Raw genomic sequence first — 19,224 nt, 5'->3', positions numbered from 1 at the left:
CCTGCCTTTAAAAATAAATACCAACTATAGTCGCACTTATCACAGATGCCAGCGTAGCTCCAACCAACAGTTTCATAGAAAACCTTGCAACGTGCAATCCAGCTTTCTCACTTATCGCTTTAATTGAGCCACTTACGATTCCAACTGTTCCGAAATTAGCAAAACTTATGAGATATACAGCTATTATTGCATTTGCCTTAGCAGACAAACCTGCAGCTGCTCCATTCAAAATCCCCATCGCAACAAATTCATTAGTTATCAGTTTAGTCGCCATTATTCCGCCTACACTCAATATTTCATTGCTTGGTACTCCCATTAAAAAAGCTATTGGAGCAAAAACATAACCAATAATCGTCACAAAAGATGTACCTAATAATGCAATAAACGTATTATTTAAAAATGTCACCAATGATACAAATCCAATAAGCATCGCTCCAACCGTTATTGCTAATTTGAACCCATCAAGAATATATGTTCCAAGTACCTGAAAAAAGGGATCCTCATTCCCACGTTTTATTTCAGTTAATTTGTCATTAATTTCAGGCTTATAAGGATTTATAATGCATGAAATAATCAACGCTGACAATATATTCAAAAATACTGCCACTACCACATATTTCCCCGGCACCATTTTCATATATGATGCCAGCATAGCTGCACTTACAGCACTCATCGCCGATGTGCAGATAGTATATAGTCGCTGTTCCGTGAGCTTAGGTATCTGATCTTTTATTGTCAGATATACTTCCGGCTGCCCTAAAACCGCCGTTGATATAGCAAAATAACTTTCTAACTCTCCCATGTTAGCCACTTTATTAAGCAACCAGCCTGTCCATTTAATAATAAATGGCAAAACCTTAATATAATTCAATATCCCAACTAAAGCAGAAATAAAAACAATTGGCATCAATACACCAAAGAAAAATACAAATCCCCCTTCCTTAATCACTATACCGCCAAAAACGAAATTTACGCCCCCATCAGCCTGTGCAATCAACCAGCTGAAAAATGTGGAAATCTGCGACAACACATAAACCCCACCTGAAGTATTTAGACACAAAAAAGATATTATCAGCTGCAATGCAAGCAAAACCGCGATGTTTTTGTACCGAATATGCTTTCGATCGGAACTTAGCAACCAACCAATACAAAATACAAATGCCAATCCGGTAAATAAAAACACAATATTCATATATTATGCCCCCCTTAAAATCTAACTATCAAAACCCTGACCAGTTCAAAAGCTCAGCTGACGATGGAATCGATGATTGTGCTCCCTTGCGTGTCACTACAATAGAAGATACCCTGCCAGCAAATTTTATAGCATATTCACTATTATTCCCATTAAAAGCCAACGCAAATGCCGCTGTAAAACAATCACCAGCAGCAGTAGTATCCACCGCATCAACTTTTTTTGCCGGAAAGAACTGATGCATATCTTTTTTTATCAGCACTGCTCCGCTACCGCCCAAAGTAGCCACAACCACTTTTGCACCTCGCTGTATCAAAACTTTCCCTGCGGCCAATATATCGTCCCGGCATTCTGTTTCATGTCCCGTTAAAATCGCCAATTCCGTTTCATTTGGTTTTATTACATCAACATATTTAAATATATCCAAAGGAAAGTTTTTTATTGCTGGTGCCGGATCCAACACAACTATTTTATTTCGCCTTTTTGCCTCCTTGCACACATAAGCAACTACCTCAATTGGAATTTCCAATTGAACAATAACAACATCACAAGCATCAATTAGCCTTATATTTTTATCTATCGCTGTACAGTCAATGCATTTGTTGGCTCCCTGTATAACTATTATCCTATTATTCCCATCAGGCTCTATCATAACGAATGCATTCCCCGTAGGCACTCCCTTAATACATGCTATACCGCTTGTGTCTACGTTGACCAACTGCAAATTACTGACCAACATCTCACCAAACGAATCATCACCTACAGCCCCAATCATGCTTACGTTTCCGCCAAGTTTGGCTGCTGCATAAGCCTGATTGGCTCCTTTTCCTCCTGGTATCAAGCTCATTGTCTTTCCCAAAACGGTTTCACCGTTTCGGGGAAATTTACTTATCTCTATGGAAAAATCCATATTTAAACTGCCCACCACCAGAATCTTTTTCATAATATCTCCCTTCCGAATGTTTCAAAATTTTTATCTTTTAATTTTCAGTTTTTTATCATTTTTGATTAAATTGCTGCCGGACAAAAATAACTTTAACAGCAGTATATCAATAATCCGGCGGCACCTTTTATCTTTACCTTACTTATCACTCAGTCTGCTTACTTCACAGGCAATGCGTGCTGCCAGTTCAGCATTATTATACACAAGTTGTATATTCGCTTCTAAACTGTCACCACCAGTTATATCCTTGACCTTAGCCAACAAATATGGAGTTATTTCTTTACCATGTATTTTTAATCTATTTGCTTCAGCGACAGCTTCGTTAACAGCCTTATTTATCAACTCGTGATCCATTGAATATTCTTCCGGTATAGGATTTGTTACTAGAATGCCCGACTGTAATCCCAGTTTTTGACTAGTACAAAATATATTTGCCAATTCTTTCGGGCTATCAATCTCGTAATCTACATTAAATCCACTTTTTCTTGTATAAAAAGCGGGTAATTCTTTTGTACCATAACCGAGCACGGGAACGCCATGCGTTTCCAAATATTCCAGAGTTAAACCCAAATCTAAAATGGCCTTGGCTCCCGCACAAATCACCATTACAGGCGTCTTTGCCAATTCTTCCAAATCGGCAGAAATATCCATTGTTTTTTCTGCTCCCCGATGAACACCACCAATTCCACCAGTGGCAAAAATTTTTATTCCTGCCATATGAGCAATCATCATAGTAGTGGTTACCGTTGTAGCTCCGTCACTTTTACTTGCAGCAAGCACCGCTAAATCACGCCTACTGGCTTTGTTCACTCCTGTCCCGGTTTTTCCCAGATACTCTATTTCTTCCGGAGAACACCCGGCTTTCAGCTTTCCTTTAATTATGGCAATTGTGGCAGGTACAGCTCCATTGTCACGGATAATATGTTCTACTTTCATAGCTGTCTCAACATTTTTAGGATAAGGCATGCCATGTGATATAATCGTTGATTCCAAAGCTACCACAGGTTTATTATTTCTTATGGCATCTGCAACTTCTGGTTTTACGTCTAAGTATTTACTATAATCAGTCATTATAAGCACCTCATTAATTTCTTTATTTTACTGAACAACAATGCTGTTCATCCGTTTTTTTAATTGTTCCTCTGACAAATTAGGATTAACCGTCTGCTCCGACTCTATTGACAACGAAGCCGCCGCCAGTCCCGATAACGCCGTTTCTCTCAAGTCAGTTCCTTCCATATATGACCAAACCAATGCCGCCATAAATGCATCTCCACAACCAGTTGAATCAACCGGATCAGCCTCAATGCAAGGCAGCATTAATCTATGCTCATGGTCGGCGGCTAATACTCCATCAGCCCCGAGACTAACAAAAATCCGTCTCAACCCCGTATCCAGCAAAATATCAATAGCCTTATCCATTGATTTTCTATCTACGATGTCAATACCCGAAAGAATTTCTGTTTCAATAAGATTAGGCTTAAGAGTATGAATATTGTTCAAAACATTTTTCAGTTTAACAGCCTTTGCTGTAGACACTGGATCAGCAAAAACAGGTACATTGCAATGTCTAATCAACCATTCAATTGACTTTTGCGGTATATTGGTATCGACAACAATCACTTGTGCGTTATTCAACAATCGCTGTCTCGTTTTCAAAAATTCTGGTGTTAACTGCTTATAAATCTCCATATCTGAAATTGCCAACTGCATATTACCAAAAGAATCATCAATAAACATGTATGTAGATGTCCTGCCTCCCGGCATTTGCAGTGCCTGACTAATATCTATCCCTAATTCACCGCAGGAAGCAGCTATTTTAGAAGCGTTAGCATCATCACCGAATACCGTCAACAGCCTTACATCCAATCCCAATAGGCTCATATTATGAGCAATATTTCTACCAACACCTCCCAGACTCATTGTGATTTTCCCCGGATTAGAATCACACTGTATGATCTTCGCCTTAGGATACCCTCCTATGTCAACATTCAAACCACCAACAACCACCACATATGGCTCAGTCCTCGTTATATACCCCCTTCCCATAATATATCCCTGTTTTGCAAGGTTAGAAATATGAACTGCCACTGAAGATCGAGCCATATTAGTCTTCTCAGCTAATTCAGATTGGGAAATCAGTGGATTCTCACAAATCCATTTTAATATTTCCCTTTCACGCTTTGTCATTATTTACATCATTCCCTTCACTTCACACAAGGCACAAACAATCCTCAAATATACCTACTTTTATTTTAAAAAAACTACTACAAAGCGCAGGATGACATATGGTATTTTTTCCCACATTTTATATGTGTATTTGCCGGTTCAATCATAAACCAGGAAACATCGTAGCTATTTTGCACATGCATTCAGCAAAAGTTAAAATGAAATAATTACCTATTGTCAAAGTTAGATATCCCTTAAATCTAAACATATGTTTAGATTTAAGCATATGTTTAGTATTCTTTTATAATATCACATTACCTGCAAAAATCAATATATTGTTTTAAAAAATTAAAAATATAATAAATATTGTCTAAATTGAAGATTTATCAGCTAAAAACGTTGACGTTTTTGCTTTTATAGAAGCCTTACTTTGTAAGAAAGTGACAGAATGAAAATTACTCGCAGTTTTTTACAGCTACATTTTTACCAATAACTTATAATTATCAAAGAACTATCTTTTATCCCGCGTAAATTGAGCCAATCTCCCCTTCAATTTTGCAGGTACTGGAACCCCGGCATTAGCCGCATTTTCCAAAATAGACAAGCCTTCATTACCAATGAAAAAAAATACTATCAATGTGCGGATATTATCCTGTTCTGTAACATAATCCGTGAAATGAGCGACAGCAACCAGTAATAAAATCATCACTTTCCTGCCTATCCCCCCAAAACCGCGTCTGCTGTTAAGTTTTTGCCGGGGATTCTCATATGCAGCAATAACACCGCTGACATAATCAATTGCCATAAAAACTAATAAAGTTTCCATAGATTTATCAAAGTCTCCCCATAGATACGAAACGGTTTTTCCAATCAGTGATGCTGCTATGCTCGCTTCCCATTCAAGCTTTATCGGAATAAGATTTCTCAGCATTTTTATATCATCTCCTTTCTGAAATCAAAATCTGTCCATGAACATTTTTCTTCTTCCCACCGGCCGGATAGTTTTTGTATATTGCGTGTTTTCCCGTTATGCTGTTGACAGCGCAAAATACGAGAGGCTGGCTTCTCACTATAAGGTGAGAACATGTATACAACTGATGAAAAAAATCTGGAATCTTTATTGAAGAACTATCAAGGTTTACTGCGTAAAGCTGCCGGTCAAAATCATTTACGTTCATTCTATGAAGAAGCTTACGCACAGGCTGTACTAAGCTTCTGCGAAGCTGTCCGGCAATTCGATGCAAGCCGTTCCATACCATTTGCCGGATACGTAAAAGCCAAAATCTACGGTGACCTTTATACTCTTTTCAAAAAGCAGCGCCGCAGCTGGCGGCGGGAACTTCCTTTAGAACAGGCCGATAACAACAGCAGTTCACTAATTAATCTGCAGCTCAATTTTGAAGATCGCATTATTGATAGAAATATCCTGGCGACAGCTTTGAAACAATTATCTACACGTCAGCGTCAGATTATCGATTACACACTGCTGCAGGGTTTTACACAAACCGAAACTGCCGGATTTCTGCAAATATCGCAGCAAGCCGTTGCTGCCGGGCAAAAGCACGCACTTGCCTTACTAAAGAAGACATTGACCTAAAAGGAAAAACTGCCAAGGCTGAAAATGCCCTGGCAGTTTTTGTGTCAGATAAAGTTAAAGTTCAACAGTATCTGTTGCTTTCACATAAATCCCATCTATCCGGGATGCAGCTGAAGCGTTTTTCGAAATGACATTTTTAGCAATCATATCATTCATTACACCTTCCACCGCTGCTCTGGAAATGTCATCTTTAGGTTCAGCCAGATTATAACTGGCCTTTTTGCCATCTTCCAGTAAAAATACCATTTGTAAATTTTTCTTAGCAGCCATTTTTTCACCTCCTCATTCATAAAAATACAGTTTCATCACGCCTCATCAAGCGTGCATACATCCTGGCGCATTATCACGCCTGCAGGATATTTTTGCAATTCACTGATAGATTTTCCAACTGTGAGTAACCCATCATCAGCTGTAGCCGGATTGATGGATGCAAAGCTGCGCTGGCTGTATTTTGCTTTACCGCTTTCGGTTACACCAGTTTGGACCTTGATTATGAGCTTTGTGCTCTGGTCAGTTTTTTTTGCTGGCATCTTCATTCCCCCTTTCACTTATATACATGCCTTGAATCACAAAAAATACAACTATAAAACTTTATTTTTATTTATGCCGATAAGAAAAAATATGACAAATCTGTTAAAAACTTTGACAAAAAATAACATGATCCGTCATGCAGAAATAATTTATTTCCTGTTCTTATAAAGCAAACTTACACAATTATCTATATCTGTATAGTAAAAATGCCTTCTGCCGTCATGTATATATATGAAATAATAATAAACAGGAGGTACTAATATAATGAAGGTTTTTATAAATCCCGGTCACATGCCCGGTATTGACAGCGGTGCCGTCAATGGACATCTTTTACTGCGTGAATGCGATATTGTACTTTCGCTTGGCCAACTGCTTGCCAGTAAGCTGGAAAGTGCCGGCTGTGCTGTTATGCTGCTGCAAAGTGATAATCTATGCGGTGAATCTCCTGCTTTTCCCAATGTCTGCCATGCCGCCAATAACTGGCCGGCTGATATATTTATATCGATGCACTGCAATGCTTATAATACTACAGTCCGCGGTACAGAAATTCTCTGTCGGAGGAAAAACAGCCAGGCTGGTATATTAGCACAGTATATCCGCCAACAGCTCAGCAAAACTTTACGTAGCATTGATCCTGACATACCTGACCGCGGCATAAAGGAACGCTTGGATCTGATTGTTCTGAACCATACTGTTATGCCCGCAATATTGATTGAAGTTGCTTTTATTGATAACGATGCTGATGCCCGCATCCTGGTCGAAAAACAAAATTCTTTAGCCTCTGCCATAGCTCGCGGTATCACTGACTATTGGTGCCATCTGAATTAATAACTGATATTATCTTTCTTTATGTGATATGTTCCAAGTAAATGTTATTGCATGAACAGCATCGTCCGTACCGAGAAGGTTTTTGTTCCATAAATCCCAATGCAATGCATGCTTGCGGTCATGATGGACATACTACGGTAGGCTTGGCAGTGGCCGGTATCCTATCCAGTCTCAAGAATGAACTCAAGGGAACTATAAAACTTATTTTTCAACCAGCTGAGGAAGGCGTCCGTGGTGCCAGAGCAATGGTAGAAAACGGTGATGTCGATGACGTAAATTATATGCTGGGTGCCCATTTCGGATTCAAGATGAGAAAAACCGGCAGTATTGCCTGCAATGTCAAAGGATTTTTAGCTACCAGCAAATATGACGCATATTTTACCGGCGTACCGGCACATGCCGGAGCCGCTCCGGAAACAGGGAAAAATGCACTTTTAGCGGCAACTTGTGCAACTCTTAATCTCTATGCTATCTCTCGTCATTCTGAAGGTGTATCACGCATAAATGTTGGCACACTTGAAACGGGCAGCGGGCGCAATATCATTGGTGATAAAGCTTTAATAAAACTGGAAACCCGCGGCAGTTCGAGTAATATCAACAAATATATGGAAACCGAAGCACAACGCATATTAAAAGCAGCTGCGCAAATGTACGATGTCAAAATACAAATTGAAAAAGTCGGTGGTGCTGCCGGTGCCAACAATACGCCCGAATTAGCAAAATATATTCACAGCAGATAGCTCAAATAGTATCCGCTTTCGGTACTTTCTTAATAGGTGCACTTTCCGGATCAGGCAACGCTGCCGCTTTGGCATTCAATGGAGCAATTACACCACATGCCGCTGACTTTGGCTATGGAATTATTGAACTTGGTTCAATGGCCCAAATCGGCGCAGGTCTGGGACGCTGCATGAGTCCTGTAGCCGGTGCCGGTATCATTATTGCTAAAATGGCTAATGTTAATCCGTTGGAATTAACTAAGCGCAATGCTATCCCGACAATAGCAGCAACTATTATTGTCATGTTATTATTACTGTGAATAAATCGTAAAAACAGCTTAATTGCCATGCTATTTTTCAACAAAATAATTATATTGTGACCATATCATGATTATTAAAAAAATATATTAAAAACACATGCATTATTTATATAAATGCGTTATAATGTACTCAAGATATTTATGTATACATTATACAATGTACTAGTAAATATTATAAATATTAATTTAACAACTAATCTATAACATAAAAGAAAGGTGTTATTAAATGAGAAAAGAACGCGATTTTTTAGGTGAATTAGAAGTACCTGACGATGTGTACTATGGCGTACAGACACTTCGTGCCAAAGAAAACTTTCATATCACCGGCCAGACCATTGACCCTGACTTTGTGCAGTCTTTTGCCAAGGTAAAGAAAGCTGCTGCCTTAGCCAACCTGTCCACCGGCCGTCTCGATAAAAAAATTGGCAAGGCACTGATTCAAGCTGCCGACGAAATAATTGCCGGCAAAATGCTCGATCAGTTCCCGGTCGATCCTATCCAAGGCGGAGCCGGCACTTCAGTCAATATGAACACCAATGAAGTCCTGGTAAATCGCGCTTTAGAAATAATCGGAGAAGCCAAGGGCCGTTATGACATCATTTCCCCCAACAATGATGCCAACATGGCTCAATCCACCAATGACTCTTTTCCTACTGCCATCAAAGTCTGTATAAGCCATAAAAACAAAAAACTTATTGCTGCTCTGGAACGTCTGGCCGGTGAGCTGGACAAAAAATCTATCGAATACAAAGATATTCTGAAAATGGGACGCACTCATCTACAGGACGCTGTTCCGATCACGCTTGGACAGGAAATGGCTTCATACGCTTCCGCGGTACGTCGCGGCATCAAACGCATTAAATCTGCCGTTGATTCCATCCACGTGATAAATATGGGGGGTACGGCTGTCGGCACCGGACTTAACGCCGAACCGGAATACATCAAAACCGTTGCCAAAACACTTTCAGACGTAACTGGTGAAACCTTCAAAACTGCTGACAATCTGGTCGATGCCACCAACAATACCGACGGATTCGCCGATGTCTCTGCAGCTCTTCGAGTTACCGCACTCACTTTAATTAAGATGTCCAATGATTTTCGCCTTATGGCTTCAGGTCCGCGCTGCGGTTTTAATGAATTAAAACTGCCGGCCCGTCAGCCGGGTTCATCCATAATGCCAGGTAAGGTAAATCCTGTTATCGCCGAAGTACTTGACCAAAGCTGCTATCAAGTAATAGCTAATGACCTGGCTATCAACCTTGGCGTGGAAAATGGACAGTTTGAACTCAATGTAATGGAACCGGTCATCTCCTTTAATCTGTTCAACTCCATGAACTATATGACCAATGCCATCAACACCTTTGTCGATAAACTACTCATCGGCCTGCAGCCAAATAACAAGCAATGCCAGACTTGGCTTGATAACAGTGTTGGCGTAGTCACTGCCTTACTGCCCCATATCGGTTATGAAAAATCAGCGATGCTGGCCAAGGAAGCATACACTACCGGTAAACCGATCCGTGATATAGTCATAGCCAAAAACCTGATGCCCAAGCAAAAACTGGAACATATATTATCGCCGCAACAAATGACCCACCCGGGCATCGCCGAATAATTCTATAGTTTTATCAGCTTTCCTGTCGGGATTGCAGCAATCCAGCACGCCGCAATCTCTTTACATACAACGAGACTTGGATTTTACTTTCCAAGTCTCGTTTTTTATTTTGCAATATTTTTTTCATGGTTTATTTATGGCTTTCAATATACAATGTGCGAATAAATTTCTTACTGTTTATATGTGAATTAGAAATCTGCGGTTTCTCATCTTTTTCCAAAGTGCGCATCAACGCATATATTTCCGCCAAATCAAAATAACGAGATGAATAGTCATCAAATTTGGGGTTGGTACAATCGACAATACCCATTGATGCAATATTTACCATAGCCTGAAAAATAGTGCGGCGCACACGTTGCTCCACAGCCTTAATTTTCTTGCAATCGCCTTCCTGTGGTGTTTTTTCGTTTACCAATTGTGTAAAAATGGTTTTCAAAGCGGGAAAGTCATTTGCATTGCTGTCAAGATTTTTCCCTAACCAGCCGATAACTTCCAGTAAGTCTTTGCTGCCCGCCTCACTTTCAATTCCCAAATCTCGTAAAACCATATTTCCCCGCTCTGTAATTGTCATTTTTTTATCACTTTTATCTTTATTAATACCACGCTCATAAGATAAATTATGTAAATCATTTTGAATATTACTGACAAATTTTTTTAAACAGATATGTTTGCTTACTTCTTTAATTACACCGACCACTTCATTACGGTTTATCGGCTTGGTTATATAGCTGTCAACACCCAGTGAATAAGCATTTCCCACCATTTCTTTATTTTCTACCTGCGAAAGCATAATGATCTTGCCCAAAAAGTCAGCCTTTATACTTTTCACTGTTTGAATACCATCGCACACCGGCATCAGTAAATCAATTATCAAAATATCAATTTTTTCGGCTGTTAATAATTCATTATCGACATCAACTGCTGAATCCAGTGAACTTATTACCTTTCCCAGCTCACAGTCTTCGATAATATCCTGCAGCATAAACCTCGTTGCCGAATCATCATCAACAATCATAAATCGCATATAACGTTATCCCCTTTTTATCTTATTTAACGGAATCAATAATTTACATTCAACATTATTTACACCGTCAGAATTAATTGTGACCATACCGCCCAAATTTTTTACATGATTTTTTAAATAGGACAGTCCTACACCGGTTGAAGCATTTCCATTACTATCAAATTTTGTCGTATAACCCGGCTGGAAAATAAGCTTCAATCTTTTAATAGGAATAAAGCTTCCTGTGTTGTCCACTAAAATTTGCAGCATATCATCTTTTTCCGCCAGAGATATCTCCACAATTCCCCGTGAGAATATGCCTTCAACTGCATTTGACAATAGATTATTCAACAATGACAACAATGTATATACATGAAGCAACGGTAATTCTGCCGAAATTTTTGTATAAAATTTTATTTGCTTATTCAATGATTTGGCATATCTGGTATATGTGTCTACAGACAGCTTAATTATTTCATCTGCACTCATATAATCTTCTGTCTTACTATTATTCTTATTGGTCAGTGCCATAAGATTTACATATATTCTCTGGTTGTCTTTTTTTATCGAATGTACGGTTCCTGCCATTGCCAGCATCTTTTGTGCCAGTATCTTTTCTTCTGGTGTGGCAGCTTTTTGATTTATTTCCTCGTATATTTTATAAAACTCACGCGTGGCATTTTCAACATTATTTTGCGACTCATGCAGCTGTACTACTTCATCATAGAGATTAGTTATCATCAACAGCATCCGTTCTTTTTCTTTTCTTTCCTGCTGCATTCGTGATTCTATTGTATAAATCTGTGCCAAGAAGAAAAAACTCAGTATAAAAAAACAGCGCAAAACTGCTATGAACATCAGTTTCAAAAGCATCGGTACTGTAACAAAATGCCAGGAATTATTAACCAAAACATTTGTTGCTGAAAGTTCTGCCACACTGGCTACAATTTCAGCCAGAACCGACCAGACTGCAACTTTTACAGCATTGCTGTAAATATATTTGCGGTCAAATCGCGCCAGGGAAAAACATCCCGCATAAAAAAGATAATAAAAAAATGTAGCGGCATGCATTAACAGCGCCCGGGAAAATATATCACATGTTGAGTATACATCAATTGCTGCCCGAAAAATCACAACTACCACGCCCATGCAGGCACCAGTAAAAAGCAGTGAAGGCCGCCGCATAAAAAGAATAAACAGCAAAAAAGTCGGCGAACCCAGACTGACTTGAAATCTGGAAAAATAACCACCAAATGGGTGAAACTTCAATTCTCCGGCCAAAGAAACACATATGAGCATGAACAAAAACAGCAATATATCACGTCGATAACTTTTCAAAAAACTCCTCCTGATAATTCCTTATATTTTATATGTTACATTTATTTTAACATGATAATTGTTTATTAAAAATAAATTGTTGCATAAAAAAATAAATTTTTTTGTATCCTGTGAATTTTATATATATTTCTGTAGAATCTGGTAGGGCAAATTATATATATATTATGAGCTTATTAATAAGATTAAGGTTTTCATATAAATTGTTTATCGTCATAGTTTTTATGATAACTATTGTAAATGCCGATATCTACGTAGTTTGTGACATTCTATAAATCCTTTAAGGAGGAAATCATATGGATAGTAAAAAGACTCCTAAAAACTTTCTGGTAAAAAGTCTAATCTGTTTAGCCATTGGCGTAACACTCTGGTTTATTCCCGCTCCCCAGGGAGTGGCACCTCAGGCCTGGCATCTACTGGCAATCTTTATTGCCACTATCGCCGGTTTTATTCTCCAACCGCTGCCAATAGGAGCCATCGCAATTATTGCTTGTACTGCTTTAGTCTTGTTCAATGTATTAAAAGCCGGTGAAGCCCTGGCCGGTTTCAGTAACACCGTAATCTGGCTCATCGTATCGGCTTTCATGTTTGCCGAAGGATTCATAAAAACAGGACTTGGCAAACGTATAGCTTATATGCTTCTGGCAAAGTTTGGCAGCAGTTCTTTGCGGGTGGCCTATATAATGAGTGCAGCCGATTTTGTTATCGCTCCATTCACACCATCCAATACAGCCCGCGGTGGCGGGATTATCTACCCGATAGTCCGTAGCATCTGTTCTGCTATAGGTGCAGAACCAGATCAGGAAAAAAATCGCCGTACAGGTGCTTTCCTGATTTTCAGTTCATACTGCGCTGTTATCACCTCAGCCTGCATCTTCCTCACCGGTGCTTCCAACAATGCTCTTGCCGCTTCACTGTCCAGCACATTATTCGGTGTCACAATAACTTGGACAGACTGGTTTATCGCCTGTATAGTACCTGGCCTGATTCTTACAGTTCTGACCCCGTGGCTGTTGTATAAAATTATTAACCCGGAACTAAAAGCTACCCCCAAGACCAAAGAATTGGCAACCGAACAACTTGGTAAATTGGGTCCAATGTCCCGCGCCGAAAAAATACTTTGTGTAATCTTCATTTGTGCTCTGTTATTATGGGCAACCGGTCCTATTCACGGTATTGATTCCGCATTTGTAGCCTTACTTGGTCTTAGTGCAATGCTCTTTACCCATGTACTTGACTGGGATGACATTCTTAAACAAAAGGGTGCCTGGGACGTTCTGGTATGGATGGGTGTATTAGTCAACATGGCTGCCTACCTTTCCAAGCTGGGTCTCATGGGATATCTGGCCAATATTGTCAGCAGCAGTCTCGCCGGTACTTCCTGGGGTGTAATGCTGGTAATCCTCTCCATTATTTATGTTTACGCACATTATGTTTTAGCCAGCAACAGTGCTCATATCATGGCTTTATTCGCCGCTTTCGCCACAATATTAATAGCGGCCGGTGCACCAGCCTTAGGTGTACTCATAATTTTAGGCGTATTAGCTAACAGCTGTTCCTTCCTCACTCATTATGGCTGTGGTGTAACACCAATATTCTTTGGCGCAAACTACATGAGCCAGGGAAGATGGTGGAAAATAGGTTTTCTAATCACCACACTCCATATCATAGTGTGGCTGGGAATCGGCCTGCCTTGGATGAAATTTGTCGGGTTCTTCTGATGAATCGCAATCCCAAGCAGTATTACAGTATTAATTAGATAAACAGTATTAATTATTATAGAAGATTAAATTTAAAAGAAGGGTGTTAAAATGAGAAAAGAACGTGATTTTTTAGGTGAATTAGAAGTACCGGACGATGTGTACTATGGTGTACAGACACTTCGTGCCAAAGAAAACTTTCATATCACCGGCCAGACCATTGATCCGGATTTTGTACAAGCTTTCGCCAAGGTAAAAAAAGCTGCTGCCCTAGCCAATATGTCCACCGGCCGTCTTGATAAAAAAATCGGCAATGCACTGATTCAGGCTGCCGATGAAATAATCGCCGGTAAAATGCTTGACCAGTTCCCGGTTGATCCTATTCAAGGCGGAGCCGGCACATCCGTCAACATGAATACCAATGAAGTACTGGTAAATCGCGCTTTAGAAATAATTGGAGAAGCCAAGGGCCGTTATGATATCATTTCACCAAACAATGATGCTAACATGGCTCAATCCACCAACGACTCTTTTCCTACCGCTATTAAAGTCTGTGTAAGCCATAAAAGTAAAAAACTTATTGCTGCTCTGGAACGTCTGGCCGGTGAGCTGGACAAAAAATCTGTCGAATACAAAGATGTCCTAAAAATGGGACGCACTCATCTCCAAGATGCCGTTCCTATTACGCTTGGTCAGGAAATGGCTTCATACGCTTCTGCGGTACGCCGCGGCATCAAGCGCATCAAAGCTGCTGTTGATTCCATCCATGTGATAAATATGGGCGGTACTGCTGTCGGCACCGGCCTCAACGCTGAACCGGAATACATCAAGACCGTTGCCCAAACACTTTCCGACGTAACCGGTGAAATCTTCAAGACTGCCGACAACTTGGTCGACGCCACCAACAACACCGATGGATTCGCCGATGTGTCCGCATCACTTCGAGTCACCGCACTCGTTCTGATAAAAATGGCCAACGATTTCAGGCTTATGGCTTCAGGTCCACGCTGTGGGCTCAATGAATTGAAATTGCCGGCCCGCCAGCCGGGTTCATCCATCATGCCGGGTAAGGTAAATCCCGTTATCGCCGAAGTACTTGACCAAAGCTGCTATCAAGTGATAGCCAACGACTTGGCTATCAATCTTGGCGTGGAAAACGGACAGTTTGAACTCAATGTAATGGAACCGGTCATCTCCTTTAATCTATTCAATTCCATGAACTATATGACCAATGCCGTCAATACATTTATTGACAAACTACTTGTCGACCTGCAGCCAAATAACAGGCAGTGCCAGACCTGGCTTAACAACAGTGTCGGCGTTGTGACTGCCTTGTTACCGCATATCGGTTATGAAAAATCGGCAATGCTGGCCAAAGAAGCTTACACTACCGGCAAGCCGATCCGTGATATAATTATAGCCAAAAATCTGATGCCCAAAGAAAAACTGGAACATATATTATCTCCACAGCAAATGACACATCCTGGTATTGCTCAATAATTTACACAAAATCACTTTCATTAACAGCAGATAACCATTTAATGTAACTGTACTCCCCAGTAAAGTTATATAATGGGGTTGTCGCACATAAACATTTTCATTCATAAAGCAGCATCCCGTTTCTTCTGTCCATCCTCAAAAATACAGAAAACCATATTACAGCAACGGGCTGCATTTTATGAGGTCAATGTCGTTCGTGCGACAGCCCCATTCTTATTTTAAAACTGCTTAATTTAAGCAGTTATTGACACCAAAACACATTATTATTCTACCAAATGTTTGACACCACCGGGCATATCGATAGTTATCTAATTAGCTTGATCATTGACATTCTCATATAAAATCAGTATAATAGCATCGTAGTACCAATATAGTTGTTTTAGGTATCGGAGGGTACGATGCAATGAATGAAAGAGTGATCCTGGCTGCATTAAAAGAAATAGAAATACATTCTTTACGATTTAGAATGATTGATTTAACGCACCGTTTACATATCAGCAAAACCTCACTATATAAAATTGTGGAATCAAAAGATCAGCTGATCTATGAAATAATAAATTACTTAATGAACAATTTTAACCAAAAAGAAAAATCAATACGCAACGCCGATCTGCCGGTGAAACAAAAAATCATATCTTTTGTTTGCCTATATACAGAAGCATTTAAGCGTTTTGATAAAAACATCTATGCTGATTTACGAACTGATTATAGCAGTGAATGGCATCGCTGGTCTATTTTTCGTGAAAAAAAAATCAATGTCTTGATGGATATATTACAGGAAGGCATCCAAAAACATGAATTTAGAAAAGTTAATCTGGACGTTATGCATCAATGTTTATTAGTAACGTCAGAAGCCTTGTCCCAATACATTTTTTTAAAAAAAAGCAATCTTACCTATAGTGAAGCATTAAAACATTTAAGTGATATTATATTTTTTGGATTAGAAAATAAGTAATTCACTATTTTATTTATAGTTTTAAATTTAAACATTACGCAATAAAGATATCAAAAAAGGGCTGCCGCATAAACGACATTGGCCTCATAAAAATGCAATCACCACCGCTTTTTTAAAGGCGGACAAAAAAAATGGCATATCGCATATTTATGAATGAAAATAGTTATGTGCGGCGGCCCTCAAAAATGTATTTTAGTACCCGATATTACATATGCGGTATTATCAGTAATAAATACCACGTATATTTAGCTATAAACTGTCTATATCGTGCTGCCTGAGTACTAATCAAACAACATAACATAAAAACTACATCAAGCTATAACATTACAGGAGTTATATCATCATGAGAAAATTTTTGGAGATTGTGCGTTATGAACATCATGCACTTTGGCGCAGACCTTTCCCGGCAGCATTATTTTTTTGACACCGCTGTTATTTTGTATATTTTTTGGCATGATATATAAAGAAAACACAGTACGACATATTCCTATGGTAATTTATGATCAGGATCAAAGCAATTTAAGCCGCAGTTTAATTAAGGTATATCATGATTCCGAACGATTTGATATTAAATATTACGCAGATACTCAGGAAGAAATGTCGAAACTGCTCAGTGATGATAAAGCCCAAGTTGGGCTTGGTATACCAGTTAATTTCTCCGAGTAAATAAAATCAGGCCGCAGTGCTGATATTATTTTACTTCTTAACTCATCAAATAATATTTTTGCCAATTCTGCTTTGGTTTCAATTCAAGAAAATAATCGTACTTTTTCTGTTGGGCTGGCGCAAAAATTAGTGGAAGGTGCAGGTGTTTTACCAAATGAAGCCTTGCATATGGTATATCCGGTTCATATTGGTGTACGCCTGCTCAACAATCCGACAACCGGATATACTTCATTTATGCTGCCGGGGATAGTGTTGAACGGTCTGCAGATTGCTTTGCTGGTGACAGTTACTCCGCTTCTAAGTGCACTTTGCCGACGTAATATTTATGGCCCGGATTATTCCTCATTTTTACTGATGACAGCAAAAGCGCTGCCATACTGGTTTCTGGGATTGATCAGTTATGCTGTTTCACTGGCCGGATTGACTTATTTATGGGCCGTACCAATCCGTGCGCAAATATGGAAACTGCTTTTACTCGGCGGATTCTTTATATTTGCTGTAATTGGTGTCTTATATCTATTTTCTGCTATGTCTCCGGATGAAACGCTTGCCGTACAATTGCCATTATTGTACATTATGCCAGGACTATTATTCAGTGGGCTTTCCTGGCCGTTATTATCCATGCGTGGATTCAGCAAATGGTTTTCATCCACTATGCCTATTACTTACGCAGGAGACTGTATACGTGATCTGATGCTGGCAGGCTATTGTCCTGATTTTGCATATAACCTAAAAATGCTGCTTACAGTCGGTTTTACTGCCGGCACAATTGCCTGGTGTATATTTACCTTACGTCGCTATATCTCCGATAAAATTACACAAAAAATGAGGTATAAACAATGAATTTATGGCAAATCATAAAGCGGGAGCTCTATGAAATATTTCTTAAAGATCCGCGACGGATAATTTTTATTTTTGGTGCCATATTAATATATCTGTTTTTGTTTGGTTCCCTCTATGAACCTGGTATTGTAAAACATGTACCTGCCATAATCTATGATGAAGATCAGTCACACTTAAGCAGAAAACTTATAAAAAACATCGATGACAGTGAAACCTTTGAAATTGTGCAAAACGCATCCAGTGAAGAGGCCATGCTCCAGGCACTGGATAATAAAGAAGTATATGCTGCGATTCAAATTCCAAGGGATTTTTCTAAAAATATTGCCTTAGGACATCCTGCTACAGTCCTTTATATGGTAAACGGTGCTAATCTTGTTTTTGCCAATACCACAGCCACGGCTGCCCAAGATATAATCAACAACTATTCTGATAATATTGCTATTAACTATACATCTTTAAGGTTAGGACTGTCGCAAGATATCCTGACGCCAAAAATCATTCCAATTCACTATAACTTACGGATGATGAATAATCCGATTCAAACATATCTGTTCTTTTTCTGTATCGGACTATCCATGACAGCATTTGAACAAGGACTTTTTTTTGCCGTAGGGGCATCCGTCCACTATGATCTTAACCATTTGTCCGAATTAAACGGTACACCTATATACAAACTTATATTCGGTAAACTATTACTGCATTGGTCACTTGCAACAATAGCTTTTATAAGTTTTCTATTTTTAGCCGGCCATGTATGGTATGTTCCTGTAAAGGCTTCATATATCAAACTTCTGCTGCTTAATAGTGCTTTTTGTTTTGCAGTACTTTGTTTGGGCATCTTTATCGCCGCTTTTTTTATAACGGAATTAAAATTTGTAAAAGTATCGCTGGTATACGTAGTCCCGGCATTTATTTTTTCCGGCTACACCTGGCCACTGGAATCAATGCCTGCCTCAATGCAGCTGATGGCCAAAATTTTTTTCCCATTAACATGGATGTCCAATCCTATCCGCGATCTGCTTTTATCAGGAACAACAAACAATCTGATTCAGGATATTTTAATGCTTCTTAGCATTGGCAGTGTCTGTCTGGTATTTTCAGTAAAAGCCTTTAATTATGGTCGTAAAAAACATGAACAGCTGTCAGCTAAGGCAAATCTAAAATTCAATTATTGATTTTAGATTTTTAGATAACTTTCTCATAAAACATAAAAAAACTGCCGCACACAGGCATTTTCATTCGTAAATATACACAATGTTCCACTCTTAGAAGGACGGTGGGCCGCATAGCGGTGGTGAAGTGCATCTT

Annotated in this window: 18 protein-coding genes and 1 pseudogene; 10 read left to right on the top strand and 9 right to left on the bottom strand. The window is 39.2% G+C overall.

Annotation, left to right across the window (positions count from 1 at the left end):
* Nucleotides 1-7: 7 nt before the first annotated feature.
* The 5 genes from I6751_RS05065 to I6751_RS05045 all read right to left on the bottom strand — a co-directional run bounded on the left by I6751_RS05065 (nt 8) and on the right by I6751_RS05045 (nt 5,235).
* On the bottom strand, nt 8-1,192 hold the full coding sequence (locus I6751_RS05065; RefSeq protein ID WP_196592322.1) for a NupC/NupG family nucleoside CNT transporter: 1,185 nt from the start codon (nt 1,190-1,192) through the stop codon (nt 8-10).
* 28 nt (nt 1,193-1,220) lie between these two features.
* Nucleotides 1,221-2,135 carry a ribokinase gene (gene rbsK / locus I6751_RS05060; RefSeq protein WP_196592321.1) on the bottom strand — a complete coding sequence of 305 codons (915 nt, stop codon included), beginning with the start codon at nt 2,133-2,135 and terminating at the stop codon, nt 1,221-1,223.
* A 138-nt stretch (nt 2,136-2,273) separates the two neighbouring features.
* The gene (locus I6751_RS05055; RefSeq protein WP_196592320.1) at nt 2,274-3,206 is read right to left on the bottom strand and encodes a pseudouridine-5'-phosphate glycosidase; all 933 of its coding nucleotides are present in this window, start codon (nt 3,204-3,206) and stop codon (nt 2,274-2,276) included.
* A gap of 27 nt (nt 3,207-3,233) precedes the next feature.
* The gene (locus I6751_RS05050) at nt 3,234-4,325 is read right to left on the bottom strand and encodes a PfkB family carbohydrate kinase (protein ID WP_196592319.1); all 1,092 of its coding nucleotides are present in this window, start codon (nt 4,323-4,325) and stop codon (nt 3,234-3,236) included.
* Nucleotides 4,326-4,815: 490 nt separating this feature from the next.
* A complete protein-coding gene (locus tag I6751_RS05045; RefSeq protein ID WP_196592318.1) occupies nt 4,816-5,235 on the bottom strand; it encodes a phage holin family protein in 420 nt (139 codons plus the stop codon).
* A 153-nt stretch (nt 5,236-5,388) separates the two neighbouring features.
* Here I6751_RS05045 and I6751_RS05040 point away from each other — a divergent pair, with 153 nt between their 5' ends.
* On the top strand, nt 5,389-5,901 hold the full coding sequence (locus I6751_RS05040) for a sigma-70 family RNA polymerase sigma factor (protein WP_196592317.1): 513 nt from the start codon (nt 5,389-5,391) through the stop codon (nt 5,899-5,901).
* A 54-nt stretch (nt 5,902-5,955) separates the two neighbouring features.
* Here the strand turns inward: I6751_RS05040 and I6751_RS05035 are convergent, their stop codons facing one another.
* On the bottom strand, nt 5,956-6,171 hold the full coding sequence (locus I6751_RS05035) for a DUF2922 domain-containing protein (RefSeq protein ID WP_196592316.1): 216 nt from the start codon (nt 6,169-6,171) through the stop codon (nt 5,956-5,958).
* 35 nt (nt 6,172-6,206) lie between these two features.
* The gene (locus I6751_RS05030; RefSeq protein ID WP_196592315.1) at nt 6,207-6,431 is read right to left on the bottom strand and encodes a DUF1659 domain-containing protein; all 225 of its coding nucleotides are present in this window, start codon (nt 6,429-6,431) and stop codon (nt 6,207-6,209) included.
* A 265-nt stretch (nt 6,432-6,696) separates the two neighbouring features.
* Between I6751_RS05030 and I6751_RS05025 the strand changes: the two genes are divergently transcribed.
* From I6751_RS05025 to I6751_RS05010, 4 genes are all read left to right on the top strand, one after another.
* The gene (locus I6751_RS05025) at nt 6,697-7,260 is read left to right on the top strand and encodes an N-acetylmuramoyl-L-alanine amidase family protein (protein WP_196592314.1); all 564 of its coding nucleotides are present in this window, start codon (nt 6,697-6,699) and stop codon (nt 7,258-7,260) included.
* Nucleotides 7,261-7,301: 41 nt separating this feature from the next.
* Nucleotides 7,302-8,000, top strand: coding sequence for an amidohydrolase (locus tag I6751_RS05020; protein WP_196592313.1), 699 nt, complete (start codon nt 7,302-7,304; stop codon nt 7,998-8,000).
* Entirely contained in the window at nt 7,973-8,299 is a 327-nt protein-coding gene (locus I6751_RS14075; RefSeq protein WP_196592334.1) for a hypothetical protein, read from the top strand. The genes I6751_RS05020 and I6751_RS14075 overlap by 28 nt, the downstream gene beginning before the upstream one ends.
* A 226-nt stretch (nt 8,300-8,525) precedes the next feature.
* Nucleotides 8,526-9,914: an aspartate ammonia-lyase gene (locus tag I6751_RS05010; protein ID WP_196592312.1), complete on the top strand. Its 1,389-nt coding sequence runs from the start codon at nt 8,526-8,528 to the stop codon at nt 9,912-9,914.
* A gap of 130 nt (nt 9,915-10,044) precedes the next feature.
* On the opposite strand, the gene I6751_RS05005 is transcribed toward I6751_RS05010, so the two are convergent.
* Both I6751_RS05005 and I6751_RS05000 read right to left on the bottom strand, forming a co-directional pair.
* A complete protein-coding gene (locus tag I6751_RS05005; RefSeq protein WP_196592311.1) occupies nt 10,045-10,938 on the bottom strand; it encodes a response regulator in 894 nt (297 codons plus the stop codon).
* Nucleotides 10,939-10,944: 6 nt separating this feature from the next.
* Nucleotides 10,945-12,255, bottom strand: a complete 1,311-nt coding sequence (locus I6751_RS05000) for an ATP-binding protein (RefSeq protein ID WP_196592310.1) — start codon at nt 12,253-12,255, stop codon at nt 10,945-10,947.
* A 293-nt stretch (nt 12,256-12,548) separates the two neighbouring features.
* Between I6751_RS05000 and I6751_RS04995 the strand changes: the two genes are divergently transcribed.
* The 5 genes and pseudogenes from I6751_RS04995 to I6751_RS04970 all read left to right on the top strand — a co-directional run bounded on the left by I6751_RS04995 (nt 12,549) and on the right by I6751_RS04970 (nt 19,091).
* Nucleotides 12,549-13,973 (top strand): DASS family sodium-coupled anion symporter, encoded by a 1,425-nt coding sequence (locus I6751_RS04995; protein ID WP_196592309.1) that lies wholly within the window; start codon nt 12,549-12,551, stop codon nt 13,971-13,973.
* Between the two features lie 90 nt (nt 13,974-14,063).
* Nucleotides 14,064-15,452 carry an aspartate ammonia-lyase gene (locus tag I6751_RS04990; protein ID WP_196592308.1) on the top strand — a complete coding sequence of 463 codons (1,389 nt, stop codon included), beginning with the start codon at nt 14,064-14,066 and terminating at the stop codon, nt 15,450-15,452.
* A gap of 403 nt (nt 15,453-15,855) precedes the next feature.
* A complete protein-coding gene (locus I6751_RS04985) occupies nt 15,856-16,407 on the top strand; it encodes a TetR/AcrR family transcriptional regulator (RefSeq protein WP_196592307.1) in 552 nt (183 codons plus the stop codon).
* Nucleotides 16,408-16,794: 387 nt separating this feature from the next.
* Nucleotides 16,795-17,916 (top strand): annotated as a pseudogene (locus I6751_RS04975) (ABC transporter permease).
* Entirely contained in the window at nt 17,913-19,091 is a 1,179-nt protein-coding gene (locus I6751_RS04970) for an ABC transporter permease (protein WP_196592305.1), read from the top strand. Before I6751_RS04975 ends, I6751_RS04970 begins: the two are co-directional and overlap by 4 nt.
* Nucleotides 19,092-19,224: the final 133 nt, after the last annotated feature.

The organism is Pectinatus frisingensis (genome assembly GCF_015732285.1).
GTDB lineage: Bacteria > Bacillota > Negativicutes > Selenomonadales > Selenomonadaceae > Pectinatus > Pectinatus frisingensis.
Note: the sequence above shows the minus strand (reverse complement) of the source record. Positions and strands in the feature narration are given on the sequence as shown.